This window comes from Blautia sp. MSJ-19 (assembly GCF_018918125.1).
GTDB lineage: Bacteria > Bacillota > Clostridia > Lachnospirales > Lachnospiraceae > Blautia_A.
Genome location: NZ_JAHLQA010000003.1, coordinates 1 through 24,212, shown reverse-complemented (window position 1 = coordinate 24,212; position 24,212 = coordinate 1). Strand labels below are relative to the sequence as shown.

Here is a 24,212-nt window from a genome sequence, read left to right as displayed (position 1 = left end):
TCACAATTCTACCTGATATCAAAAAAAGGAACCCTGACAGGCAGGATTCCGTAAGAGCCCGGTGGCGTAAAAAGCAGCCGGGCTTTTATGGTATAAATTTATGGTACGAATCGATACCCAAGACCACGCACTGTCACAATATGTGCTGGTTTCTGGCGGTTATCCTCGATCTTTCCACGAAGGCGGTTGATATAGACCATAATTGCGTTATCATCTACGGCGACGGTATTTCCCCACACATGTTCATAGATCATATCTTTGGTAAAAACCTGCTGTGGATGCTTCATAAACATGAGAAGAAGTGCTCCTTCCTTGGAAGAAAGAATCAGTTCCTCACCGTTTTTGTAAAAACGCATTGTGGAAGTTTCATAGCTGAAAGGACCACATTCCAGAGTATCGTGGCTGTCCAGGACCATGTTTTTGTTGCGGCGGATCATTGCCTTGACTTTGGCTCCGAGGACGAGTGGACGGAAAGGTTTGGTAATATAATCATCGGCGCCGAGAGAAAGCCCGTAAAGGGAATCGTAGTCCTCGCTTCTTCCGCTGATAATGATAACAGGAGTGATGATACCCTGGTTACGGAGACGTTTGATGACCTCAAATCCTTCCATATCACCGAGCATGATATCCATAAGTATAAGATCAAAGGTATGATTTTTGAGCACAGATAATGCATCCATACCGCAGTTTACTGTTGTGGTTTCCATTTCATTGCTGTGCATGACTTTTTCCAGAAGTTTGCAGATCGCAGGATCATCATCTACGATCAGTATTTTGTCAGCCATTAAATTTTCCTCCCAAAATGTGATAAAAAAATACACATTATATAAAAAATATTATAATATTATAGTTGTACTGAAATCAAGTGAATGAGGTCAATTCATATGAAGAAAATGAAAAAATTTCTGGCAGTGATACCAGTGATCCTGATATTATTGCTGGCACTGAGTGGAATAAAAGTATGGAAGGAATACAGAGACACGCTGATGAAAAATCAGGAGGATCAGCTGTTGATCGTGACCAGGATCCTTCGTGATAACATGGCAGTGGCAATGGAAGAATACCAGGATGATCTGGACTTCCTCTGTAATGTCCAGGCAGCAGACAGAGATACGATTTATGAGGAATATCTCAAAAAACAGAAGAATTTTATCTGCAATCTGTACAGAGAAGCAGCAGATGGGAAACGCAGCTATATTGCTGAGAATCTTGCGGTTCAGGACCCTGCTCTGCTTGCATCTTATTCAGACGGACGAAGTATCTGGCTGATGTCCGATGCGGAAAATAAATATTTTGTTTTAAAAGAAAAGACAGATTCCGGTGACTGGCTGTGTATGGTGGTGAATGCAGGCCAGTACTATCAGCGGCTGATCTCGGATATCCATGTGGGAACGAATGGCTATATCATTGTAAAAAACAGAGAAGGCACAGTGATCATGCATCCGGATAAAGAACAGTGGGGATTGAACATCATCTCAGGCAGAAAGAAGCGTTTCCCGGATCTCGATTATTCCAGCCTGGAAAATATGCTGGAAGAACAAAGGGAAGGAGACGAGGGAATCTCCCGCTACTATTCCTACTGGTGGACAAATCCAAAGGTCAAAAAAGTAGAAAAGATCAGCGCATACTGTTCTACGGAGATGGGAGATGATGCCTGGATCATCAGTGCTGTGATCGATTATGACGACTTTTACCGACCGATCGTAGAGGGATTTGTGAAGCTTACTATGGTATTTGTGGGGGCTTTGCTTCTGGCAGGGATTCTTGTTTTTATCTATGGCCGTTTGTTGATCAGGGTCAGAAAATCTGCAAGAGAGATCGAAGACCTGAAGGAATTAAATTCCCTTCTGGAGAGCGTCCAGAAGAGTGAAAATACGATCGCGCATCAGGAAAGACTGCAGATCATGGGGACAATGACAGGCGGGATCGCACACGAATTTAATAACTTCCTGACACCGATCATGGGACATGCAGAGCTTCTGATGATGGAACTTCCGGAAGGTTCTGATGAGCAGGACAGTGCAAAGGAAATCCTGGAAGCGTCCGAAAAAGCGATGGATGTGGTGAAGCAGATTTCTTCCCTGAGCCGCAAAAACGTAGAGACCGTCTACAAATGCGTGCCGGTCAGAAAGATGATGCAGCGTGTGGTAAAGATGATTTCTTCCGTGTGCCCGCCGCAGGTTACACTGGAAAGTGACATCCAGATCGAGGATGAATGTATTCTTGGAAATACGACGCAGCTGAATCAGGTGATCCTGAATATCTGTGTCAATGCAGTCCATGCGATAGGTAAAAAAGAAGGAAATATTTTTATAAAATGTGAGTCTGTTACAGCCAGCCATATGGAAGCAATCCTGGAAAAAGATCTCCCGGATACCTGGAAAAATTATATTTTTATCAGTATCAGGGATGATGGATGCGGCATGGATAAAGATACATTGCGACAGATTTTTGATCCGTTTTTTACAACAAAAAAGGGTGGCGAGGGAACCGGTCTGGGACTTGCTCTGGCAGAACAGATCGTTACTTCTCATAAAGGATATATCTTTGCAGAGAGCCAGCCGGGAAAGGGCAGTACTTTTTATATTGGAATTCCTGCAGTCGATGCAGAACAGACAGAAGCAGCAGTTACAGTGTCTGAAAAACGAGAAACGAGGATGCTTTTGGCAGATGATAATGCTAAGGTTCTGGAACTTCTGAGAAGCAGTTTTGAGAAGCTTGGAATAAACGTTACCACCTGCATTACAATGGAAGAAGTTTCCGAGAGCCTCAAGTCTCAGGAGGCAGATGTGCTTGTTGTGGAGGAAAATATAGAAGGAAAAAGCGGCGTGGATTTCTGTATGTCGATCGCGGGAAAATATCCGGATATGCTCCGGCTTGTCAGCATTGACAGCATCAGCAAGGAGATCGTAGAGGCCAAAAGAAAAGGAATCATTCACGGATATGTGGAGAAGCCGATGTCCGATCGAAGCGTGTTGGAAGCAATTCGGGAATGCAGAAAACAATTGTAGATTAAGGAAAGTGTGAGCCCTCTTTTTACTGAAGAAATTTGGTAAGAAGGGGGCTTTTACTTTACAGAAATTTGCGTATCTTAACAAACATTAAGGCGAATAACTTCGTGGTGTAAGGTTGGTTCGTTATACTAAATCCATCAAAGGGATAAAGGAGAAATAAAATGAACGAAACAATGCTTGCACTGCTGGGATTTGTAACGATTATTGCAGTTATCACGTTATTGCTCAAAAATGTAACTGTACCGTCACTTGCATTTGTCAGTGTGGCAACGATCACATCAGCGATCCTTGTTGCCACAGGAACCTTTTCTGTATCAGAAATGGGGGATTTTATTGCAGAAGGTGTAAAGGGTGTACACGCGACTGCAGCACTGTTCATTTTTTCCGTGTTGTTTTTCGGAATTATGACAGACGTGGGAATGTTCGATAAGATTATCGGCGCGTTAATGAAAAAGGTAGGACATAACGTTGTTGGTGTGACGCTTATGACAAGTATCATTGCCATGATCGCACATCTGGATGGAGCAGGAGCAGCGACTTTCCTGATCACGGTACCGGCTATGCTTCCAATCTACAAAAAACTCAAGATCAGACCGACAACACTGCTTCTGATCTGTGTTACTTCCATGGGTGTTATGAACCTTCTTCCATGGGGCGGACCGACTATGAGAGCTGCAACTGTACTTGGAATCGAGCCAAATGAACTGTGGCTGCAGATTCTTCCAATGCAGATCGTTGGTATTATCATTGCACTTGCAACAGCTGTTTTCTGGGGCGTTGTTGAGAAAAAAAGAGGCGCAGGTACTGATGGAGAAAACCTGACAGCAGAAGCTGGCGGTCTTCAGGAAGAAGTACGTGAATATGCAAGACCGAAACTTTTCTGGTTCAACCTGATCCTGACACTTGTTGTTATCGTTTGTCTGATCTTCGTGAAAGTACCGGCTTATTATGTATTCATGATCGGCTGTGCGATCGCACTGCTTGTGAATTTCCGTGGAGCATCACTGCAGAACAAGATCATCAAATCACATGCCGGTCCGGCAATCATGATGTCTTCCACAATTCTCTGTGCAGGGGTGTTCCTGGGTGTTATGGAGAATACAGGGATCATGAACAATATGGCAACTGTACTGGCTGGATTTGTGCCGATGTCCATGGGCAGATTCCTCCCGATCATCATTGGAGTGCTGGCTGTGCCGCTGACATTGATGTTTGATACAGACTCTTTCTTCTTCGGACTTATGCCAGTCCTGATTGAGATCGCAGGAAACTTCGGAGTACTGCCGGCACATATCGCAATCGTGATGGTTGTCTGCCGTAACTGCGCAACATTCATCAGCCCGGTGGTTCCGGCAACGTTCCTTGGAATTGGACTTGCTGATGTGGAAATCAAAGACCACATCAAGAGATGCTTCCCATGGATATGGGGTGTTAGTATTGTATGCTTACTCGCGGGGCTGGTACTTGGAGTAGTTAAATTCTAAGGGTAATGCCCTTGTACCCGTCAATGACTTGACAATACCGCAATGCCAGGGACTGTCCGGCAGCCCGTACATTTAGAAAAGTGTACAAAATATGTTGGGGACTGCCCGGCGAGTCTATGGTTTGGAAACCATAAAACCTTTGCGAGGGGAGGGCACTCGAAGTTGCGAAAGCCGTTCTCCCCTCGCACTCCCCACCTGGCTACGCAAAGCAGGCACTTGTGTGTTGTGTGACTCTGCGAGAAGTAAGTCATCTGGAAGGTCACGAAAATTGTGTGCCGGGGTGACTCTGTGAGGAGTAAGTCGTCTGGAGGGTTATGAAAATCGGGAAGTGAAATGACTGGGGGATAAGTAAGTCCTTAGTAAGTCAACGGAGTTAAGAGATTTTGAATGACCACGGTAGAAGTAAGTAGTAGTAAAGTCCATAAATTCCAAAAAAGTGGATGGTTTAGATTGTATTTGCTTACAAGCAGGTCAATAAATGTTCTCGAAATGGTTGGCTTGGAAGATAGTATTTTAGATTCTGACCAATGAAGAGTTTTAAAATGGATGACCTGGCTTGGAGTTATACAAATACAAATCAACGTCACTCAATAGTATGATAAAATAACAGGATATCTTCTCCATACGAAAGAGAAGAATCCTGTTATTTTTGTATATTGCGATATCATTTATACAAAGACCTTCCGATTTGATACATCAGGAGAATTTTTCAAAGGGCTCTACATAAGACGAAATTTCCGTCAGACATTTAGCCGAGGGGTGTGCAGAGGGGGCTGACGTCGAAGTCCCCTTTGCGGGGTTTTCTTATATTCTCAATATAAATACCCCCCCAGGGCGGCAGCCCAGACAGGAAATGTCAATGCAAATTAACGGGTCCAAGGGAAGTCCTCTTCCTCTCTTGACAAATATATATATCCTGTTTAAAGTAAATTTATAAAATTTACACCCGACGGTTATGCAGGGAGGCATAAGCAAAATGACTATAAAACAAAAACTAAACGCCCTTCGCATTCTTATGAAAGAAAAAAAGATAGACGCCTATCTGGTTCCAACAGATGATTTCCATGGATCAGAATATGTAGGTGATTACTTCAAATGCAGGAAATATATCACCGGCTTCACCGGCTCCGCAGGAACTGCTGTCATCACACAGGATATGGCAGGTCTGTGGACCGATGGCCGCTATTTTATCCAGGCGGCGGATCAGCTTCGCGATACGACGATAGAACTGTTCAGATCCGGCGAGCCAGGGATTCCGACCGTGCATCAGTTTCTGAAAGATAAATTAGAAGAAGGCATGTGTCTTGGTTTCGACGGACGTACTGTAAGTGCCAGAGAAGCAGAAGAATTACAGGAACTTCTGCAGGAAAAACACATCACATTTTCTGTAAACGACGACCTGATCGGCGAAATCTGGGAAGACCGTCCAGCTCTTTCCTGTGAGCCGGTCATGGAACTGGATATCCGATGGACCGGCAAGTCCAGAGCAGATAAGATTGCAGAGATACGTGAGCAGATGAAAGCAAAAGAAGCCGACACTTTTATCCTCACATCCCTCGATGATATCGCCTGGCTTTTGAACATCCGCGGTAACGATATCCACTGCTGTCCGGTAGTTCTTTCTTACCTTGTAATGACAGAGAATGAACTTAGATTATATGCAAATGAAGTAGTTTTTTCAGAGGAGATCCGCAATGATCTGGAGGAAGATGGGGTAAAGATTTACCCATACGATGATGTCTATTCTTACGTTCAGACCATTTCTTCAGATAAGAAAGTTTTGCTCTCCAGGGCGAATGTCAACAGCCGTCTGGTAAGTAATATTCCATCGGAAGTGACGATTCTGGATGCACCAAATCTGACTCTTTTTCCGAAAGCAATCAAGAATGAAACAGAGATGAAAAATGAAAGAATCGCACATATCAAAGATGGTGTTGCGGTTACGAAATTCATCTACTGGCTTAAGAAAAATGTGCCGGAAGGCAATGTTACAGAACTAAGTGCGGCGGAGAAACTGTATCAGTTCCGCAGTGAACAGGAGCATTTTCTGGGGGACAGTTTCGATCCGATCATTGCTTATGGAACGCATGCTGCGATCGTGCATTACAGCGCGACAGAAGAGACAGATATCCCACTTGAAGCCAGAGGAATGGTGCTTGCGGATACCGGCGGACATTATCTGGAGGGAACAACAGATATCACAAGAACCATTGTTCTTGGACCTGTCACAGCGAAAGAAAAGAAATATTTTACAGCAGTTCTGCGCGGGAATCTGAACCTGGCAGCGGCGAAATTCAAGTACGGATGTACCGGTTTAAACCTTGATTATCTTGCCAGAGGACCGCTCTGGGAACTGGGTGAAGACTATAACCACGGCACAGGACACGGGGTAGGCTATCTTCTGAATGTTCACGAAGGACCGAACAGCTTCCGCTGGAAAAACCTTCCGGGAAATCCGGCACCGGTGCTTGAGGAAGGCATGATCACCTCCGACGAACCAGGCTATTATCTGGAAAATGAATTTGGGATCCGCCACGAAAATCTTGTCCTCTGCAAAAAGGCAGAAAAGACATCGTTCGGGCAGTTCATGTGCTTTGAACCACTGACAATGGTTCCGTTTGATCTGGAGGGAATCAACCTGGAAGAGATGACAGAACGCGAGCGGAAACTTCTGAATGATTACCATCAGAAAGTATATATGACCATATCACCATACTTAGATGAGGAAGAAAAAGAATGGCTGAAACAGGCAACCAGAGAGATCTGACAAAGGGTGAAAAAACCAAATACCGGCTGGCGCGGGCCATGAAAGAATGTATGCAGACAACTCCTGTAGAGAACATCACAGTGAAGCAGATCACAGAGAAATGTGAGCTTACGAGACAGACTTTTTACAGAAATTTTCTGGACAAATACGACCTGATCAACTGGTATTTTGACAAACTTCTTACGAAATCTTTTGAGCATATGGGACGTGGAAAGACGGTCTATGATGCTCTGGTCAAGAAGTTTACTTATATTCAGGAAGAGCAGAAGTTTTTTGGGGCAGCGTTTCGTTATGACGAACAGAATTCCCTCAGACAGCATGATTTCGAGCTGATCTTACAGTTTTACGAAAATTTAATTCGTGAAAAAACTGGCAATGTACCGGGTGAAAATGTCCATTATCTGTTGGAAATGTACTGCCAGAGCTCTATTTATATGACTGTCAAATGGGTGACAGGAGGGGTGACATGTACCCCGGAAGAACTGGCATCTATCATTGTAGATGGGATGCCGGAGAAACTTACAGAGATTTTTATGAGACTTGAAATCCTGAACTGACAACCTCAAAAATATTGGAAATACAGGCGTTATAGAAAAAATTCTATAAACAGGAAAGATACATCTGGTTATTTTTACTGAATATGAATGCGCAAATTTAGAACAAATCACGAAAGTTACAGAAAACGTTACACTTGTTGGATTCTGTAACTTTCTTTTTTAGAAAAATATTGTTAAGATAATAACAAATTTAGAGATAAAACTGTGACGAACTGATAAGCGAGTACTTCACAGACAATGAAGAAAGGGATGTAATTATCATGGCAAACAGAATTAATTTAAATGGAACTTCTTATCATGGAGCAGGTGCAATTGCAGAAATTGCAAACGAAGCAAAAGCACATGCATTCAAAAAAGCATTTGTATGTTCCGATCCGGATCTGATCAAATTCAATGTAACAAGTAAAGTAACAGATGTCCTTGAAAAAGAAGGTCTGGAATACGAAATTTATTCTGATATCAAAGCAAACCCGACTATCCAGAACGTACAGAATGGTGTAGCTGCATTCAAGAAATCCGGTGCAGATTATATCATTGCGATCGGTGGTGGTTCTTCCATGGATACTGCAAAAGCAATTGGTATCATCATTGCAAACCCGGAATTTGAGGATGTAAGAAGTCTGGAAGGCACAGCACCGACAAAGAAACCTTGTGTACCGATCATCGCAGTTCCGACAACTGCAGGTACAGCAGCAGAAGTTACCATCAACTACGTTATCACAGATGTAGAAAAGAAACGTAAATTTGTATGCGTTGACCCGCATGACATGCCGATCATCGCAGTTGTTGACCCGGAAATGATGTCCTCCATGCCTAAGGGACTGACCGCTTCTACAGGTATGGATGCCCTGACTCATGCAATTGAAGGATATACTACAAAAGCTGCATGGGAAATGACAGATATGTTTCATCTCAAAGCAATCGAACTGATCTCCAAATCTCTTCGCGGAGCTGTTGAAAACACCAAAGAAGGCCGTGAGGGAATGGCTCTTGGACAGTATATTGCAGGTATGGGATTCTCAAATGTAGGTCTTGGAATCGCACATTCCATGGCTCATACACTGGGAGCTGTTTATGATACTCCGCATGGTGTTGCATGCGCTATGATGCTTCCGATCGTAATGGAATATAATCAGGAATGCACTGGGGAGAAATATCGTGAGATCGCACGTGCAATGGGTGTGAAAGATGTGGATTCTATGACTCAGGAAGAGTACAGAAAGGCTGCAATTGATGCAGTAAGAAAACTTTCTGTTGATGTTGGAATTCCAACTAAGCTGGAGGCTATTAAAGAAGAAGATCTTCAGTTCCTGGCTGAATCTGCATATGCAGATGCCTGCGCACCAGGTAACCCGAAAGATGCGAGTGTGGAGGATCTGAAAGATCTGTTTAGAAAGATTATGTAATTTAAAAAGATTGTGCAATCTTTTTGAATCTTGAAGATTTAAAACCGCAAAGGGACTTCGCCAGTCCCTCTGCACACCCTGGGCCGGGTGTTTGACGTGAATTTTGTTGTGTGGGGAATCCTTTGAAAATTTCTCCTGGTGTTTCAGGTGGGGAGGTTTTCGTAAAAAGGGTTCCTCTTTTTTATGTGATACTTTGAGTCTTGGCGTTCTTATGGGGAGGGTTTTTCTGAAGTATGCTATACTATGGGGGATGGATCAGGTGTTGGAAGGGGGAGGTGTTCATGTTGGATGTATTGTGCTATATTAGAAGAAAAATAGTGGGAGTGTAAGTAGTTATGAGCATAGAAGTTGAGATTAAATTAAGGATAAGTGATAAGAAATGTATAGAGGAAACTCTGGCAGAGATTGGGTTTTGTAAGGGGAAGTTTGTTATGGAGTCTGATACTTATTATATGGCGGAGCATCATGATTTTGTGGCGTTGGATGAGGCGCTTCGGGTGAGGTGTGTTGAGGATATGGGAACGGGGGAGAGGTCGGCTGTGATTACGTATAAGGGTGCGAAACTTGATAGTACTTCTATGACGCGGCAGGAGTTGGAGACGCCTGTGGGGGATGGGGCGGTTTGTCAGGGGATATTGGAGAGGATTGGTTTCCGGCCGGTTCCGGTGGTGGAGAAGCTTCGGCAGTATTATCACAGGGATAATATCACTGTCTGCGTGGATGCTGTCACGAACCTGGGAGATTATCTGGAACTGGAGATTATTGTCGATGAAGAGACGAAACGGGAAGCAGCCCTCGATCAGCTGGAACAGATTTTGCATACGCTTGGCTATTCCATGCAGGATACGACGAGAACCTCCTATCTGTCTATGCTTCTGAAAAGGAAGAAAAAATAAAATGTCAAAAAGTGTCAAGTAATAATTTCTTGACACTTTTTTTATGGCATGTTATCCTCAATTTAGCGAGGTGAGGCGGATATGGAAAAAGATTTTAAACAACAGATATATCAAATTTTTGGAACGACTGATCTTGAGAAGCTGAGGCAGATTTCCAGGTCAGTAGATAAAAATATAGATGCAGATGAAAGTGCATCCAGGCATAGCTGTGGAAGGAAGAATTCTTTTACAGAACCACAGATTGCCCGGATTCTGGCATTGCAGAAGCGAGGAGAAAAGATTGCACAGATCGCCCGGGAATATCAGGTTTCGAGACAGACAATTTACAGTCAGATCAAACGTGCACACCATTTCAGTGATGATCCGGACATAAAAATGCGTATGGATTATATGAATCATGATGATCTGTGCACGACGATTGACATTGATTTTAAACATGAAAAAATATATATCCAGAACTATACAGAGCAGATCCCATTACGAGCCTTTGGAGTACTGCAGGAGCCGAAATGGGCAGATTTTGAATATTTTTTAGAGGACAGATGTTTCCCCAGAACACGCGATCACGCGAAAGAAATTTTGAGAGAAATGAACCTTCCATTTTATGATCCGCTGCTTATCATAGAGAAAACCCAGGGTTACATGGAAGGAGATCATCAATGGATCATGATTTTGAAAAAGGATGATGTAAAATGAAAAAAATAGTACTTGATACAGTTTCTCCACTTTACAAAACTGGTCATACTTCCAAGGGAGATCAGCGCAAATGGAAGATAGAAGATACATGGTACAAAGCAGATTATATGGGATATGAAAGTCTGTCAGAGGTGATGGTTTCCACACTTTTGAAAAAGAGTAATTTGGCGTATCCGTTTGTTGACTATCAGTATGTTCGGATAGAGTATAGAGGAAATATGGTAAATGGCTGTTCCAGCAGGGATTTTTTGCAGCAGGATCAGATTCTCATTCCGGTGGAAAAGCTGTATCGTCAATATACAGGAGAAAGTCTGGCAGTTAAATTGTCGGAATTCGCAGATGTATCAGAGAAAATCCAATATCTGGTCGAGCAGATGGAGGAGATTACGCATATAGAAGACTTTGGCAAATATATTACGGCTATATTGGAAATAGATGCATTTTTTCTGAATGAAGACCGCCATACAAACAATATTGCTGTAATCTATAACGAAAAAACTGGACAGTATTTGCTGAGTCCGATTTTTGACCAGGGGCTCTGCCTGTTTTCAGATACGAGTTATGACTATCCTATAGATCTATCTGTCGAAAAATGCATGGAAAAGATAGAAGCAAAGCCATTTCATTCGGATTTTGATATACAGCTGGAAGCAGCAGAAGAACTGTATGGGAATCAGATCAAATTTACGTTTTCCATAAAAGAGATCCAGGAAATACTGAATCGATTCCAGAAAAGTTATTCTGATAAAATCCGGGAACGTGTTGAGAGTCTGTTTCGTACACAAATCCGTAAATATGCTTATCTGATGAGAAGACAGTAATAAAAATAAGCCATATACCGCAGAGCCACACCCCTTCCGGTGACTCTGCGGTGTTTTTATATGTTTTTTAACAGGAAATTTTTCTAAAAAACCTGCATCCTTTTTGGCAGTTTCTGGGTCTAATAAGTAGAAGCACAGAAACAAAAAAGCTTTTACAACACATTTCCTGATGACCGGTCAGAGACAGGAGAATGGAGAAGATGATGAATGAATTTTTGATAAGAAAGGCAAAAAAAGGCGATAAAGATGCATTCTGCCGGCTTATGGATGAACAGGTGCAGTGCATGTATAAGGTTGCGTTTTCCTATCTCAAAAACGATGAAGATGCTGCCGATGCGATCCAGGATACGATCCTTTCCTGTTATGAAAATCTCAAAAGTCTGAAGCAGAACAAGTATTTTAAGACATGGATGATACGGATTCTGATCAACAAATGCAAAGATATTCTGCAGAGAAAGAAACAGATCACATACACCGATCAGATGCCGGAGACGCCTTTTTATGAGGAAGAATATGCAGCGAAGGAATGGGCACAGGTGCTGGAACCGCTGGATAACAAGTACCGTCTGGTGATCCTTCTGTACTACATGGAAGGATTCAATATCCGCGAGATCAGCGACATCCTGGATATGAAAGAAAGTACTGTGAAATCCCGTCTTCAAAGAGGCAGAAAACAGATAGCACAGATGTATGAGTACAAGGTCAGGGAGGGACGTGTTTGATGATGACTTTTAATAATAACGAAAAAGATTTTCAGGAAAAACTTCAGAAGGATACAGAAATACCGGTGATCGTACATGAGCGGATCAATCAGGCATACCGTCTGATCGAAGACAATACCGCAGTACAGAAAAAAGCACCGAAGGATCCATACCACTGGATGAAGATCGGTGGCAGGATCGCAGGAGGTGCGGCAGCAGTACTGGCAGTCGGATTTGTGTTTTGTGCTACAAATCCGGTAATGGCAAAAAATATCCCGGTTGTGGGAGGACTTTTTGAAACGTTGCAGGACAGTGTAAGTTTCTTTGGAGATTTTGCGGATCATGCAACGACGCTGGAAGCTGTTGACGGAACAACCGGGTCAGAAGGAGAAAGCACTACAGAAAACGATGATGTTACTTCCGAAACAGGCGAAGGAAATACAACGGAATCTAATACGACCGGACAGGATTCGACAGCCGCAAATGCCGCGGTCACAACAGCAAAAGAAGACACCGCCTACACCAAAACAGCAGATGGTCTGACGATTACCTGTTCGGAAGTATTTGCCAACAGTCAGGCTGTCTATGTGACCATGCAGTTTAAGAGTGATACCCCATTTCCGCAGACGGAAACCATAGCGGAAAGCGGAACACCGGTCATAAATCTGGATATGACCGGCGGTGTGGATTTTAATGAAGACGCAGATCCAATCATCGATGGACAGGTGGAAGGACAGTTTCTGGATGATAATACGTATGCCTGCATTTTCCGCTATGATCTTGCACAGGCTGCGAAGGATTATACGGAGTATAGTGAGAAATACAACGAAATGACACAGCAGGTACTGGATGAGATGGGAATTACGGATGCAGATCTTTCGGATGAGACAGATGAAGGATATGCATTGCTGGAAGAGTATATCAATAAAGTATCTGCGCGTGGTGGAGAATATCAGAAATACATTAAAGACATTGAGATTCCGGATACCTTTAACCTGCATCTGGATATCACGAAGGTAAAGGGGATGGAAGCAAACTATCAGTGGTCAGAAGAGGATTATGAAAAGTATGGAGAGGATGCCGGTTATTACACATACGAAGGAGACTGGAGCTTCGATATCCCGGTTACGGTAGACGATTCCCAGACAGAAACCCTGGAACTCAACGACACGAATGATGCAGGTATCGGTCTCAAATCTGTGATCCGCACCCCATACGAACTGACTGTAAATGAACTTTACGAAGAAGGCTCCAACAGTGACTGCTTCATGGTAGCCCTCGATGCCAACGGAAACAAACTTCCATACAATGATTCCGTCGGAAACTGCAATATTTTCGCGATTCAGGACAGAGATATTTCTACCGTTGACATCTATATTCTGGACTATGTTCAGTATATGGATGAACTGAAAGGCGAGGATAACTACAACAACAACGAAAACAAACCAGAAGGCCAGAAATGGAGCGACCTTCTTGACCAGTACGCAAAATATCACAAAACATTACATTTCAAATAATCCCAAGTACAAAAAGGCGATGCGATCTTGATGATCCATCGCCTTTTTTATGCTAGCGTTTCTAAGTAACAGACCAAATTGTATGAAGGTAAGGGGGGATAGTATAAAATGTAAGCAGTAATCTAAATATTTCAATAAATGATTTTTCAGGCAATATCTGCCACTGATTCCAAAGAGGAAAATGTATCATATCGAATGTCAGAGTACGGACGATACGACAATGGTTATTCGCATGATTGAGTATGATTTTGCAATCGGCATAGAACATGCAGAGAAACAAGGACATGATTTTAATAGCGATCCAGAACTATTTCAGGTGCTTTTAAACGAAAATGTAAAGGAAGAGTTTTCTTTATCTGAAGAAGATGCTATCAATTATGTGAAAAAATATTGGTAGTATTAAAGAATACAAGCTCTAAGAAGGATGCTAATATATCTGGAAATAAAGCAGACAGAGATTCCCAAAAGTCTCCAGGTGATGTATAATAAAGAAAATGCCGCTGTAATTTTGTAAAGCGACAGAGCAACTTAACTATGTTTTCACACAAGGAGGAAGATTATCATGAAAATTGGTTTTATCGGCTGTGGAAATATGGCGACAGCCATGTTAAAGGGAATTCTGAAAAGTGGAGAGGTGGAAGCATCAGATATGATCGCTTCTGCAAAGTCAGATAAGACCCGCGAGAAGATTGAGAAGGAACTTGGTATCCAGAAAGCAGATACTAATGCGCAGGTGGTGGATTTTGCGGATGTTGTTTTTCTGGCAGTGAAGCCACAGTTTCTGGAGGGTGTTCTGGATGAGATCAAAGGCAGTGTAAAAGAAGGACAGATTTTTATTTCCATCGCACCGGGTAAGACTCTGCAGTGGCTTGGCGAGCACCTTGGCGAAAATACAAAAGTTATTCGTACCATGCCAAACACTCCGGCGATGGTCGGTGAGGGAATGACAGCTCTCTGTGTCAATGAACTGGTCACAGAAGAAGAAACCGCGCTTGCTGTAAAACTCTGCGACACCTTTGGCAAGACAGAAGTGATCCCGGAGCATCTGATGGACGCAGTCGTAGGCGTTTCCGGCAGCTCTCCGGCGTATGTGTTCATGTTCCTTGAGGCAATGGCAGATGCAGCAGTTGCAGACGGAATGCCGAGAGCACAGGCATACAAATTCGCCGCACAGTCCGTACTTGGAAGTGCGAAACTGATGCTGGAGACCGGCAAACATCCGGGAGAACTCAAAGATATGGTCTGCTCCCCGGCAGGAACCACGATTCAGGCAGTCCGCGTCCTCGAAGAAAAAGGCTTCCGCAGTGCAGTGATCGAGGCACAGACAGAGTGCGTAAAGAAAGCAAAGGGAATGTGAGTTTTGCAAAGCATTTTACGGGAAAATATAAATTCCTGAAAACTTTATAAGAAACGATTTTTGAGAAGATGTGGTATGAATGTTCCACTGTAATTGAAATCCGACAGAGAGTACGGAGGGGATTACAGTGGAATTTTTATTGTTCATTTTAGAAAATACGGGAATTGGAAAAATCAGATGCAGAAGCTGACAAGTGGCGTATAGATGAAAATTCTACAATTGTAGAAATAATGATTGACATATAAGTTCTACAGATGTAGAATACAAATAACTTCTACAAAAGTAGAAAATAAAAATGCAAAGGGAGATTCCATTATGAAAACGAGATCAGCAAAATTTATGACACTTATGACAGTCGCTGCACTGGGGATTTTTTCTGCTACAAACGTTATGGCAGCAGCCAGCAATGATTTTTATACGCAGCCACCGGCAGATTCCGGCTGGGAGAAGGCAGATACCGAAGGAACTTATGCAAGCTATACAAATGGCAGTGATTATGTAAATATCTACAAATATGCACTTGATGATGTCAAAACCGGAATTGCGAAATGTAATGATACTTATGAAGCATGCTATCAGACAATTTATTCAGAAGGAAACAGTCTGTACATGGTAGTCGGCTATGCGAAAGATGCAGAGGATATCAGCGAGGTGAGACAGATCGTGGAGAATATTTCCTATCCGGGAAACCCGTCGTTGACAACAACTTATGGTTCGACTGTGGAAAATGCATCTGACAGCCAGAGTTCTGGAGAAGCAGCATCTTCCTCGGATGCAGATGGAAGTGCTTCTGATGCGGGAAGTTCCTCCGAGGAAGGAAAGGCAGGTGTTCTTTCTACAGATACTCTGACATTATTTGACAGCGATGGAAATTCCGTTTCTGTGGAGAGAACCATTTATACAGACTACAGTAGCAAATATGCCGGTGATGACGGCACAGTCTACACAACTGACGATGAGGTTTATTTTACAGATGAAAACGGTAAGACCTGGCAGGCACTGAATGATGATACACATTATATGGGCGCGGAGTTGGAACAGCATACCCTTACGGATGCAGATGGCAATAGTGTGACAGTTACTCAGACTACAAATGGAGGTTACTATTTCCGTGATGACAACGGTACAGGTTTTACAGATAATGGCGACGGAACGTGGAGTGACGAGAACGGAAACAGCTATACGGAGAACTAAGAGGTGAGTTATAACAGAAAAATTGAAATGAGTTGTTTGATCGTGGAAAGGAAACAGTTGTAATTGGTTGTGGATGTGATACAATAAAACTAATCCTACATTTGTAGAAATTAGTAATAAAAGGAGGCGTAAGAGTGAAAAAAACATATCAAAGGCTTCCGGAATCAGAACTGGATATTATGCTCGTTCTGTGGAATGGCACTCCGCCAATGACAAGACCGGAGATTGAGAAAGTGATCAACACGAAGAAAAATCTTGCACCGACAACGATCCTGTCATTACTGACCAGACTGGAAGCTAAGAATTTTGTAGAAGTGACCAAGCAGGGAAAGATGAATCTGTATACACCATTGGTTTCTCAGTCTGATTACCAGGCACACGAAAGCCAGAGTGTTCTTGAGAAGCTTTATGGAAATTCATTAAAAAAATTTGTAACATCACTTTATCAGGGCAAAAAGATCAGTTCTGAAGAAATCCAGGATCTCAGTGATTTTCTCAAAGAACTGGATGACAGGGAGGAATGACAGACTGTGGAAGTGCTTGTTTTGCATATTTTGAAGTTGAATATCATTGCTGCAATTATTATTTTGCTGGTAAAACTTCTTGCAATCATGCTTAAGGGCAGAGTGTCGGCGAGATGGAAATATTTTATCTGGCTGTTTGTTGCGGTAAGCCTTTTGATTCCGGTACATCTTCCGGCGAATTTCTCACTTGTGGATGTCAGGGTGCAGAGTTACAGCACACGGGGGACAGCGGGTGTGCCGGACGGAATGGAAGGTCATACGGAAGCAGCGACTGAGAAGATGCAGCAGATGAGTGGCACGGATACCGCAGGACAGGATAATGGACGGCTGATGAATTCACAGCAGGTCATGATGGACGGAAATGTAAACGGACAGAAGTCAGCAGCAGTTCATATTACAGGCAGATGGATGCAGATTGCTGCAGGTATTTTTGTGGTGGTCTGGCTGATCGTGGCAGTTTTGAAGCTGGCAGGAGAGTTTCTGGCGTATTATCTTTCCATGCGAAATCTCAGAAGAATGAGTCTTCCGGTCAGTAATCCTGTAAGCATTCAGATATACAGAAATGTATGCAAAAATAAACATGTGCGTAAAGCTCCGGAGCTGAGACAAAATGCCGGGCTTACGACGCCGCTTCTGGCCGGACTTTTTCACACAAAACTGTATCTCCCGGCAACTGGTTATTCCGCAGAAGAGAGAAAACTTGTTTTTTATCATGAGCTGACACATTACTGTCACAGAGATCTCTGGTACAAGATGCTTCTTAGAATCTGTGCGACTGTGTACTGGTTTAATCCATTTCTTCTTATGATGCTGAAAGAAGCAGACAAAGATATCGAAAATCTGTGCGACACAGCGGTTATCCATCATGTGAATTCAAAGGAACATAAACTGTATCGTCAGTTGCTTCTTCGAACAGTGGCAATGGATAATCAGGTTCCATATGTGACTGCCAGCCTCAATGACAGCGGAATGGTGTTTAAAGACAGAATTCTGTATATGCTGAATATTCGAAAGCTTCGAAGGGGCATCCTTCCGGGAATTCTGGTGACAGTGCTTCTTGCAGGCGGCAATCTGGCATTTAATGTTTCGGCAGGAACAGATGCAGTACCGGTGGGGACGGAGCAAGCTGGTACAGACAGGCGTGGGAATCCAGAGGAAAACAGTTCTCCGGATTACGCACAGGTTTCTGAAATGGTAGATATGCAGGAAAACGCAGGGACAAAGGGTGGACAAGATGGCACAGAAATAACTGCCACAGAGAACGTGTCACAAAATGCGGAGAATTCCACAGAAAATACAGATACGGAAACAGCATCGGCAGCTGGCGAGGAAAACGGTACGCAGGCAGCGGAAACATCAGCTTCTGAAAATGGTTATGATACCGATGGAACTACATCCTATTATGAGAACCTGCCGGCAGGCGTGCCATACACCAGCGGGTTCAGCGGTTCTTCCGGTGTTGGATCAATCGTGGCATCGGGTGAAGGTGATGACGAGTCCAGAGTTCTTTACGATAACGGAGACGGAACGTATTCTGATGACAATGGATTCCGCTACAGCTATCAGGGGGATGGCAACTGGGCAGATGCCAATGGAAATTCCTACCGAACCTGGAATGATTCGGATTATAATTCCGGAACCCAGCTGGATCAGCGTGAACTTCAGGGCAGCAACGGAACGGTAGATATAAAAGAGACCACAAACGGCGACTATTATTACCGCGATTCAAACGGTGTGGGTTATACCGACAATGGCGACGGCACCTGGACCGATGAGAATGGAAATACCTATACGGAATAGATAAAACCAAACAAAAGCAAGGTTGACATCTTTTATAAAAATAGTTATAATTCTAAATATTAGAATTATAACTATTTTATTTTGCATTAAACACAAAAAGGGAAGGAACGTGAAACATGGACACATCATTGCATTATCTGACAATGGCTAACCAGATGCTGATCCAGAAGAGGCTTCTGGAAAAGGTGAAGGCTTCGGGGCTTACGCTTGGACAGCCGAAGGTTCTGGATTATCTTAAAAGTCATGATGGAGCCAGTCAGAAGGAAATCGCAGCGGGTTGTTTTATTGAGGCAGGGTCTTTGACTTCAATTTTGAACCGTATGGAAGAGAAAGGTCTGATCGAGCGGCGTATGCTCAATGGAAACAGAAGGACTTTTCATATTTTTATGACAGAATCCGGGAAAAAAAGTCAGAAGCTTGTGGAAGAAGCTTTTGTGGAGATCGAGGAGGCTGCGTGGAAAGATATTTCTCCAGAAGAAGCAGAGGCTTTTATGAAGATTTATCATAAAATTTACAGCAACCTGTCTGAGACAGGCTGCGAAGAAACAGGGAAAGAAGGAAGGAACAAATGAACAAATTAAAAAGATACGTGATCTTTCTGATTGGTCTGTTTGTGAACTCACTTGGTGTCAGCCTGATCACCAAAGCAAGTCTCGGAACCTCACCAATCTCATCGATTCCGTATGTATTAAGCTTAAGTTTTCCGTTTACGCTCGGAAACTTTACGATTTTTTTCAGCGTATTTCTGATCTTGCTGCAGTTACTGATCCTGCGTAAAAATTTTAAACTGGAACATGTTCTGCAGATCCCGGTATCTATTATCTTTGGATATTTCATTGATCTTACCATGCTTCTGTTTACATGGGTAAACCCACAGGCCTATGTTATGAAGATCGTATATCTTCTGATTGGATGTCTGATCCTTGGATTTGGTGTGTACATGGAAGTGCTGGCAGACGTTGTCATGCTGCCGGGAGAATCTTTTGTCCGCGCGATCGTTCTGACATGGAAAACCAACTTTGGTACGACAAAAATCTGTTTTGACGTTTCCATGGCAGTGATTGCAGCAGTCCTGTCTTTTGTATTTACCGGACATCTCAATGGTGTACGTGAGGGTACGATCATTGCGGCACTTCTGGTTGGATTTATTGCCAGAGTTCTTGGTAAGAAACTTGCATTTGTCAAACCGATTCTTTTTCCGGAAGAGTTTGCAGGGGAAAATGTGGAAAGTGTCGGCAAATCCGGTGCGGCATCTGTGGATAAAACAGCAGATGCAGTTCAGAGAAATGTCATCGTCATTGGAAGACAGTTTGGAAGCGGTGGACATGATATTGGTAAAGCACTTGCGGAAAAATTTGGTTATGCTTTTTATGATCAGGAGATCATTGAGATGACTGCCGGAACAACGGGATATACACCGGAATTCATTAAGAAACAGGAAGAAATGATGACCAGCAGCTTTTTGTATGATCTGGTAAATCAGATGTACATGTATGCACAGCCGGACGAGGAGGCACCAAAGGATAAGATTTATGAGGCAGAATCTAAGGTTGTCAGAGAACTGGCTGCAAAAGGAAACTGTGTGATCGTAGGACGTTGTTCCGACTACACGCTCAGAGATAATAAAAACTGCCTTAGAGTCTTCTTCTCAGCACCAATGGAAAACAGGATGAAACGAGTTATGGACCGTCTGCATCTGTCCGAAAAAGATGCAAAACAGAAGATCCAGAAAGAAGACAAACAGCGTGCGGATAACTACCATTATTATACAGGACGCATCTGGGGAGCATCAGCAAACTTTGACCTGACTGTGAATACAGCCTTTGGAGAAGAGTACATAGAAATGTGCATCCGCGAGGCGATGAAGCGATAAAAAATAATGTTAGTATACGATAAAAAGAGTGCAGATCCTGACAATTCAGTACAGGATTTACACTCTTTTGTGTTATACAGTTACTCGATTGGTATTTATAATGTCAGGTCTTCTACATTAACTCCGAAAGATGATAATTTGGCTGTTGCAACTTTGATCTGATATTCTAATTCTTCGTTTACAGTATCACCATTAGCTCTTTTAATACGCTGCAGGTCTGTGTATTTGTCGATAAGTAAAGCTTTTAATTCCTGATCACTCATATCATGATTAACCTCCATATTGGCACCACCTTTCATAATTAATTATTAGCAACTATTCAGTAGGTAGTATCCCGCGAGGCGTTTTGGCATGTTTTGCCAAAATCCCGAGACATACAAGGCAAAATGCCATCACCGAAGGTGATTTGGAACGCATTTTGACTCGTAACTGTGAGGGTACTGAACAGTTACAATTATTATAGGTGATAATCATAAGAGTGTAAACCCTGTATTCAACTGTCAAGGCACAAACAACAGGAATTTTATCCAGAAACGGATTAGAAAGATTTGTTCTATATTATAAACATTAATCATCCATATGTTAAAGAGAAACGTTCGACAAATTTTTTACGAAATCAGTATTTTGTCTCTTTAAAAAAGATTTCCCGAGTGCTAAGATAGACAAGGCGTAAATCGTATTTTATGGAGGAAAGAAAAGTGACAGAAGAAATTGAGACACAAGAGAACAAGAAATTACCGGTCCTGCGGGGCGAGCTGGCGTTGCTGGTGGTGGTATTGATCAACAGTCTGGGAGTTGTGCTGATGCTGTATTCCGGTTCCGGAATCTCGGCGATTTCCAGTGTACCATATGCATTTTCGGAAGTATTCAATAAGATCTCCCTTGGAACCTGGACCTACATTTTCCAGGGACTTCTGGTATTATCCCTGATGATCATGCGGAAGAAATTTGTTGCACCTTATCTTTTCAGCTTTGTCGTTGGATTTGCATTCAGCGAGATGCTTGATGTACATGAAATGTGGATAGGCGTTCTGCCGACAGCCATTGGATACCGGGTACTTTATTTTATCATCAGCTACCTGCTCCTGTGCATCGGAATCGCACTTTCCAACCGCTGCGGCCTGCCGATCATCCCGACAGACCTGTTCCCGAGAGAACTGGCAGATATCACAAAGGTAAAATATTCCAGGATCAAAATTGGCTATGACGTTACCTGTCTTACCATAACAGCACTGATGACCTGCATCATCCTCGGACATCTGGACGGACTCGGAATCGGTACGATCCTCGCCGCATTTACCATGGGAAAAGTGATCGGTATGATCGGTGACAAGATGGATCAGCATGTGAGATTTGAGTCGTTTGTGACAAAAAGAGCCTGAGTATTTTTTATATGAATGATAATTGAATAGAAATTATAAAAGAGTGTAGATTTGAGACATTTTAGTATGGAATCTGCACTCTTTTCTGTTACCTGCATTTTCGATAAATTGGATATTGACATTCAAAAAACGAATAGTTATAATTCTAACTGTTTGAATTGTAACTATTGTATCAAGATATGAAAAAAGGCTAAGATAATATTCACGGAGGAAGAATCATGGTAAGAAAATATCCAAATTTATGTAAACCATTACAGGTTGGTCGAGTAACTTTTCGTAACCGTATGTTTTCTGCACCGATGGGCGGAACAGATATCACAAATGACGGTTGCATCGGACCGAAATCCACAGCTTTTTATGAGCTGAGAGGCAAGGGCGGTGCAGGTGCAGTTACCGTCAGCGAGTGCATGGTGCACCCGGAAACAGACGGTTCTCATGCCTACCATCTGGATACTTCTATCCTGAATTCTCTTGCATCCGCAACCTATACTGCAGATGCGATCCGCCGTCATGGTGCGATTCCGAGCATTGAACTTTCCCATTCCGGAATGTATGCAGGAACCTACATGACAGATAAGAACAGACAGAAAAGCATGCATCAGTGGGGACCATCCGATACTGTCCGTCCAGATGGCGTGGAAGTAAAAGCCCTGACAAAAGAACTGATCACAGACATTGTTGCTTCCTATAAGGAGACAGCAGCCCTGGCAAAGCGCGCCGGATTTGAGATGATCATGGTGCACGGTGGACATGGCTGGCTGATCAACCAGTTCCTTTCTCCATATTTCAATAAGAGAACCGATGAGTACGGCGGTTCTCTGGAAAATCGCTGTCGTTTTGCAATCGAAGTACTCAAGGCGGTCCGCGAAGGTGTTGGTCCGTTTTTCCCGATCGAATTCCGTATGAGCGGTTCTGAATTATTCGAGGGCGGCTACACACTGGAAGACGGCGTGGAGATTGCGAAGATCCTGGAGCCGTATCTGGATATCCTTCATGTATCCGCAGGAACTTATCAGAGAGGTTTTGGCGACACACATCCGTCTATGTTCAAAGAGCATGGATGTAATGTATATCTGGCAGCCGAGATCAAGAAGCATGTTTCTGTCCCGGTTGCAACGATCGGCGGCTTGAATGACCCGGCACAGATGGAACAGATCATTGCCGAGGGAAAAGCAGATATCGTTTACATGGCACGTGCACTTCTCGCAGATCCGTTCCTTCCGCGTAAAGTCATGGAAAACAGAGATGAGGAGATCGTAAAATGTCTCCGCTGCTTCACCTGTATGGCAGAGAGAGCTGCAACATCCACAAGACGCTGTACCGTCAATCCGCTGATCGGACGTGAGATGGAAGGTGACGAAGTCCATCCGGCTCCTGTTAAGAAAAAAGTACTCGTTGCAGGCGGCGGCCCGGGAGGACTTTATGCAGCTTATACTGCAGCAAGAAGAGGTCATCAGGTCATCCTCTGCGAGAAAGAAGACAAAATTGGCGGAATCCTCAAGAGTGAGCAGGCACTTCCGTTCAAACATGAGATGTATGAACTGGCAGGAACCTATGAACTTCTTGCACGTAACGCCGGCGTGGAGATCCGTACTTCTACAGAAGTCACAAAAGAATACGCAGAAAAAGAGAATGCAGATGCGCTGATCATTGCAGCAGGAAGTAGACCGCTCGTTCCGCCGATCCCGGGACTGAACGGAGAAAATGTTGTGATCGTCAACAATTATTATAAAGAAAAAGAGAAAGTGACCGATGAGGTTGTTGTATTTGGCGGCGGACTTGCCGGCTGTGAATGTGCGATCCATCTGGGAATGGAAGGTAAGAAAGTCCACCTCGTAGAGATGAGAAGCGAACTTGCTCCAGATGCAAACGTAAGACACAGACCGCTGCTTCTCAAAGAAATCGCCAAATACGCAGAAGTTCACACAAACTACCGCGGACTGGAAGTTACCGGAGAAGGTGTCTGGTGTGAGAATGAAAGCGGAGAAAAAGTTCTTGTTCCGGGAACTTCCGTCATCTGTGCATTAGGACAGCGTTCCAGAACCGACGTTGTGGAAAACTTAAGAGACTGCGCTCCGTATGTAGCAGTGATCGGTGATGCAAGGTAAATGGTGTAACCTGAGTACCTTTACTACACCACATATTCCTGCAATAATAGTCATAAATACTACACCAGTATAAAAAGTTAAGCCTCAACTTTTTGTACTCACTATGATCAGGAGC

General features: G+C 43.3%; 21 protein-coding genes. 19 read left to right on the top strand and 2 right to left on the bottom strand.

Going from position 1 to position 24,212, the window contains the following annotated elements:
* Positions 1 to 98 precede the first annotated feature (98 nt).
* On the bottom strand, positions 99 to 785 hold the full coding sequence (locus tag KQI91_RS00860; RefSeq protein ID WP_216390998.1) for a response regulator transcription factor: 687 nt from the start codon (positions 783 to 785) through the stop codon (positions 99 to 101).
* A gap of 99 nt (positions 786 to 884) precedes the next feature.
* On the opposite strand from KQI91_RS00860, the gene KQI91_RS00855 reads away from it, so the two are divergent.
* The 17 genes from KQI91_RS00855 (at position 885) to KQI91_RS00775 (ending at position 20,607) form a co-directional block, all read left to right on the top strand.
* The gene (locus KQI91_RS00855; RefSeq protein WP_216390997.1) at positions 885 to 3,011 is read left to right on the top strand and encodes an ATP-binding protein; all 2,127 of its coding nucleotides are present in this window, start codon (positions 885 to 887) and stop codon (positions 3,009 to 3,011) included.
* A 164-nt stretch (positions 3,012 to 3,175) separates the two neighbouring features.
* Positions 3,176 to 4,498, top strand: a complete 1,323-nt coding sequence (locus KQI91_RS00850; protein ID WP_216390996.1) for a CitMHS family transporter — start codon at positions 3,176 to 3,178, stop codon at positions 4,496 to 4,498.
* Positions 4,499 to 5,474: 976 nt separating this feature from the next.
* Entirely contained in the window at positions 5,475 to 7,265 is a 1,791-nt protein-coding gene (locus KQI91_RS00845) for an aminopeptidase P family protein (protein ID WP_216390995.1), read from the top strand.
* Positions 7,235 to 7,822, top strand: a complete 588-nt coding sequence (locus KQI91_RS00840) for a TetR/AcrR family transcriptional regulator C-terminal domain-containing protein (protein ID WP_216390994.1) — start codon at positions 7,235 to 7,237, stop codon at positions 7,820 to 7,822. The genes KQI91_RS00845 and KQI91_RS00840 overlap by 31 nt, the downstream gene beginning before the upstream one ends.
* A gap of 260 nt (positions 7,823 to 8,082) precedes the next feature.
* Positions 8,083 to 9,228 (top strand): lactaldehyde reductase, encoded by a 1,146-nt coding sequence (gene fucO / locus KQI91_RS00835; RefSeq protein ID WP_216390993.1) that lies wholly within the window; start codon positions 8,083 to 8,085, stop codon positions 9,226 to 9,228.
* Positions 9,229 to 9,563: 335 nt separating this feature from the next.
* Positions 9,564 to 10,124, top strand: coding sequence for a class IV adenylate cyclase (gene cyaB, locus KQI91_RS00830; protein WP_216390992.1), 561 nt, complete (start codon positions 9,564 to 9,566; stop codon positions 10,122 to 10,124).
* A gap of 81 nt (positions 10,125 to 10,205) precedes the next feature.
* A complete protein-coding gene (locus KQI91_RS00825; protein ID WP_216390991.1) occupies positions 10,206 to 10,820 on the top strand; it encodes a helix-turn-helix domain-containing protein in 615 nt (204 codons plus the stop codon).
* The gene (locus tag KQI91_RS00820; protein ID WP_216390990.1) at positions 10,817 to 11,641 is read left to right on the top strand and encodes a hypothetical protein; all 825 of its coding nucleotides are present in this window, start codon (positions 10,817 to 10,819) and stop codon (positions 11,639 to 11,641) included. Before KQI91_RS00825 ends, KQI91_RS00820 begins: the two co-directional genes overlap by 4 nt.
* A gap of 203 nt (positions 11,642 to 11,844) precedes the next feature.
* Positions 11,845 to 12,363, top strand: coding sequence for an RNA polymerase sigma factor (locus KQI91_RS00815; RefSeq protein ID WP_173906284.1), 519 nt, complete (start codon positions 11,845 to 11,847; stop codon positions 12,361 to 12,363).
* Positions 12,363 to 13,859, top strand: a complete 1,497-nt coding sequence (locus KQI91_RS00810; RefSeq protein ID WP_216390989.1) for a DUF4179 domain-containing protein — start codon at positions 12,363 to 12,365, stop codon at positions 13,857 to 13,859. The genes KQI91_RS00815 and KQI91_RS00810 overlap by 1 nt, the downstream gene beginning before the upstream one ends.
* A 181-nt stretch (positions 13,860 to 14,040) precedes the next feature.
* On the top strand, positions 14,041 to 14,256 hold the full coding sequence (locus KQI91_RS00805) for a hypothetical protein (RefSeq protein WP_216390988.1): 216 nt from the start codon (positions 14,041 to 14,043) through the stop codon (positions 14,254 to 14,256).
* Between the two features lie 165 nt (positions 14,257 to 14,421).
* On the top strand, positions 14,422 to 15,216 hold the full coding sequence (gene proC / locus KQI91_RS00800) for a pyrroline-5-carboxylate reductase (protein ID WP_216390987.1): 795 nt from the start codon (positions 14,422 to 14,424) through the stop codon (positions 15,214 to 15,216).
* Between the two features lie 315 nt (positions 15,217 to 15,531).
* Positions 15,532 to 16,410 (top strand): hypothetical protein, encoded by an 879-nt coding sequence (locus KQI91_RS00795; protein ID WP_216390986.1) that lies wholly within the window; start codon positions 15,532 to 15,534, stop codon positions 16,408 to 16,410.
* Between the two features lie 134 nt (positions 16,411 to 16,544).
* Positions 16,545 to 16,934 (top strand): BlaI/MecI/CopY family transcriptional regulator, encoded by a 390-nt coding sequence (locus tag KQI91_RS00790; protein ID WP_216390985.1) that lies wholly within the window; start codon positions 16,545 to 16,547, stop codon positions 16,932 to 16,934.
* A 6-nt stretch (positions 16,935 to 16,940) separates the two neighbouring features.
* Entirely contained in the window at positions 16,941 to 18,734 is a 1,794-nt protein-coding gene (locus KQI91_RS00785) for a M56 family metallopeptidase (RefSeq protein ID WP_216390984.1), read from the top strand.
* Positions 18,735 to 18,850: 116 nt separating this feature from the next.
* Positions 18,851 to 19,306: a MarR family winged helix-turn-helix transcriptional regulator gene (locus tag KQI91_RS00780; RefSeq protein ID WP_216390983.1), complete on the top strand. Its 456-nt coding sequence runs from the start codon at positions 18,851 to 18,853 to the stop codon at positions 19,304 to 19,306.
* Positions 19,303 to 20,607, top strand: a complete 1,305-nt coding sequence (locus KQI91_RS00775; protein ID WP_216390982.1) for a cytidylate kinase family protein — start codon at positions 19,303 to 19,305, stop codon at positions 20,605 to 20,607. The genes KQI91_RS00780 and KQI91_RS00775 overlap by 4 nt, the downstream gene beginning before the upstream one ends.
* Positions 20,608 to 20,702: 95 nt before the next feature.
* Here the strand turns inward: KQI91_RS00775 and KQI91_RS00770 are convergent, their stop codons facing one another.
* A complete protein-coding gene (locus tag KQI91_RS00770; protein WP_216391132.1) occupies positions 20,703 to 20,888 on the bottom strand; it encodes a hypothetical protein in 186 nt (61 codons plus the stop codon).
* Between the two features lie 402 nt (positions 20,889 to 21,290).
* Here KQI91_RS00770 and KQI91_RS00765 point away from each other — a divergent pair, with 402 nt between their 5' ends.
* Both KQI91_RS00765 and KQI91_RS00760 read left to right on the top strand, forming a co-directional pair.
* Positions 21,291 to 21,989 (top strand): DUF6198 family protein, encoded by a 699-nt coding sequence (locus KQI91_RS00765; protein ID WP_216390981.1) that lies wholly within the window; start codon positions 21,291 to 21,293, stop codon positions 21,987 to 21,989.
* Positions 21,990 to 22,207: 218 nt separating this feature from the next.
* Positions 22,208 to 24,097 carry an oxidoreductase gene (locus KQI91_RS00760; RefSeq protein WP_216390980.1) on the top strand — a complete coding sequence of 630 codons (1,890 nt, stop codon included), beginning with the start codon at positions 22,208 to 22,210 and terminating at the stop codon, positions 24,095 to 24,097.
* The last annotated feature ends 115 nt before the right edge of the window (positions 24,098 to 24,212 follow it).

Bases quoted from the DNA above. Each gene is read 5' to 3' on its own strand.
- KQI91_RS00810 (WP_216390989.1), top strand. From the start codon at position 12,363: ATGATGACTTTTAATAATAACGAAAAAGATTTTCAGGAAAAACTTCAG.
- KQI91_RS00780 (WP_216390983.1), top strand. From the start codon at position 18,851: ATGGACACATCATTGCATTATCTGACAATGGCTAACCAGATGCTGATC.
- KQI91_RS00820 (WP_216390990.1), top strand. From the start codon at position 10,817: ATGAAAAAAATAGTACTTGATACAGTTTCTCCACTTTACAAAACTGGT.
- KQI91_RS00760 (WP_216390980.1), top strand. From the start codon at position 22,208: ATGGTAAGAAAATATCCAAATTTATGTAAACCATTACAGGTTGGTCGA.
- KQI91_RS00855 (WP_216390997.1), top strand. From the start codon at position 885: ATGAAGAAAATGAAAAAATTTCTGGCAGTGATACCAGTGATCCTGATA.
- KQI91_RS00845 (WP_216390995.1), top strand. From the start codon at position 5,475: ATGACTATAAAACAAAAACTAAACGCCCTTCGCATTCTTATGAAAGAA.
- cyaB (WP_216390992.1), top strand. From the start codon at position 9,564: ATGAGCATAGAAGTTGAGATTAAATTAAGGATAAGTGATAAGAAATGT.
- KQI91_RS00825 (WP_216390991.1), top strand. From the start codon at position 10,206: ATGGAAAAAGATTTTAAACAACAGATATATCAAATTTTTGGAACGACT.
- KQI91_RS00770 (WP_216391132.1), bottom strand. From the start codon at position 20,888: ATGGAGGTTAATCATGATATGAGTGATCAGGAATTAAAAGCTTTACTT.
- KQI91_RS00815 (WP_173906284.1), top strand. From the start codon at position 11,845: ATGAATGAATTTTTGATAAGAAAGGCAAAAAAAGGCGATAAAGATGCA.
- KQI91_RS00850 (WP_216390996.1), top strand. From the start codon at position 3,176: ATGAACGAAACAATGCTTGCACTGCTGGGATTTGTAACGATTATTGCA.
- KQI91_RS00840 (WP_216390994.1), top strand. From the start codon at position 7,235: ATGGCTGAAACAGGCAACCAGAGAGATCTGACAAAGGGTGAAAAAACC.
- KQI91_RS00795 (WP_216390986.1), top strand. From the start codon at position 15,532: ATGAAAACGAGATCAGCAAAATTTATGACACTTATGACAGTCGCTGCA.
- KQI91_RS00765 (WP_216390981.1), top strand. From the start codon at position 21,291: ATGGAGGAAAGAAAAGTGACAGAAGAAATTGAGACACAAGAGAACAAG.
- fucO (WP_216390993.1), top strand. From the start codon at position 8,083: ATGGCAAACAGAATTAATTTAAATGGAACTTCTTATCATGGAGCAGGT.
- KQI91_RS00775 (WP_216390982.1), top strand. From the start codon at position 19,303: ATGAACAAATTAAAAAGATACGTGATCTTTCTGATTGGTCTGTTTGTG.
- proC (WP_216390987.1), top strand. From the start codon at position 14,422: ATGAAAATTGGTTTTATCGGCTGTGGAAATATGGCGACAGCCATGTTA.
- KQI91_RS00805 (WP_216390988.1), top strand. From the start codon at position 14,041: ATGTATCATATCGAATGTCAGAGTACGGACGATACGACAATGGTTATT.
- KQI91_RS00860 (WP_216390998.1), bottom strand. From the start codon at position 785: ATGGCTGACAAAATACTGATCGTAGATGATGATCCTGCGATCTGCAAA.